A 1,602-nucleotide genomic window follows, 5' to 3' on the forward strand; every position below is an offset into this window, starting at 1 on the left:
CAGGTGCGTACGTGACGTACGCACCACCCCGGGGCGTTCCGGTCCGGGCCCCCGTCCCGCACAATGGGCAGTCGGGTCCATGCGCCCGCGACGGCATCTGTTCGGTATCAATTCGCCCAGGGCGTAGGGCAGAGCGGTCGAAGTCGGCGGAAACAGCGGCTCGGCAGAGTACCGTCGGATACCAGACCGACCGCCGACGGCGCAGCCGGTCTCACAGCACCAGGCCCCGACCCCCGCGGGGCCCCTGGCGAAGGGGAAGCACCTCGTGGCACGCATCGGAGACGGTGGCGACCTGCTCAAGTGCTCGTTCTGCGGCAAGTCGCAGAAGCAGGTGAAGAAGCTGATCGCCGGGCCAGGCGTGTACATCTGCGACGAGTGCATCGACCTGTGCAACGAGATCATCGAGGAGGAGCTCGCCGAGAGCTCCGAGGTGCGCTTCGAGGAGCTCCCGAAGCCCCGCGAGATCTACGAGTTCCTCGACCAGTACGTGGTCGGCCAGGACCTCGCGAAGAAGGCGCTGTCGGTCGCGGTCTACAACCACTACAAGCGCGTCCAGGCCGGTGAGGCCGGGCGCTCCGGCAGCGGCCGGGACGACGCGATCGAGCTGGCCAAGTCCAACATCCTGCTGCTGGGCCCGACCGGTTCCGGCAAGACGCTGCTGGCGCAGACCCTGGCCCGGATGCTGAACGTGCCGTTCGCGATCGCGGACGCCACGGCGCTGACCGAGGCCGGCTACGTCGGCGAGGACGTCGAGAACATCCTGCTGAAGCTGATCCAGGCGGCCGACTACGACGTCAAGAAGGCCGAGACCGGGATCATCTACATCGACGAGATCGACAAGGTCGCCCGCAAGAGCGAGAACCCGTCGATCACCCGGGACGTCTCCGGCGAGGGCGTGCAGCAGGCGCTGCTGAAGATCCTGGAGGGCACCACCGCCTCGGTGCCGCCGCAGGGCGGCCGCAAGCACCCGCACCAGGAGTTCATCCAGATCGACACCACCAACGTGCTGTTCATCGTGGGCGGCGCGTTCGCGGGCCTGGAGCGGATCATCGAGGGCCGGGCCGGCGCCAAGGGCATCGGCTTCGGCGCGACCATCCGCTCCAAGCGCGAGGTCGACTCGGCGGACCACTTCCGCCAGGTGATGCCGGAGGACCTGGTGAAGTTCGGGATGATCCCGGAGTTCATCGGCCGCCTCCCCGTCATCACCAGCGTGCACAACCTGGACCGCGAGGCGCTGCTGCAGATCCTCACCGAGCCGAAGAACGCGCTGGTGAAGCAGTACCGCAAGCTGTTCGAACTCGACGGCGTGGAGCTGGAGTTCACCCGGGACGCGCTGGAGGCGATCGCCGACCAGGCGATCCTGCGCGGCACCGGCGCGCGCGGTCTGCGGGCCATCATGGAGGAGGTGCTGATGTCCGTGATGTACGAGGTCCCGTCCCGGCAGGACGTCGCCCGCGTGGTGGTCACCGGGGACGTCGTCTCCAAGCACGCCATCCCGACCCTGGTCCCGCGCGACATGATCAAGCGCGAGCGCCGGGAGAAGAGCGCCTGAGACGCGCCGCGAGCACACGGGAAGGGCCCCGCACCGGTGACGGTGCGGGG

General features: G+C 68.5%; 1 protein-coding gene. It reads left to right on the forward strand.

Annotated elements, in window-relative coordinates:
- The first annotated feature begins 265 nt into the window (after positions 1–265).
- Positions 266–1,552, forward strand: a complete 1,287-nt coding sequence (clpX, locus tag ACFUEL_RS39495) for an ATP-dependent Clp protease ATP-binding subunit ClpX (protein WP_014135752.1) — start codon at positions 266–268, stop codon at positions 1,550–1,552.
- The last annotated feature ends 50 nt before the right edge of the window (positions 1,553–1,602 follow it).

Origin of the sequence: Kitasatospora sp. NPDC057198 (assembly GCF_042670125.1) — a bacterium.
In the GTDB taxonomy this organism is placed as follows: Bacteria; Actinomycetota; Actinomycetes; order Streptomycetales; family Streptomycetaceae; genus Kitasatospora.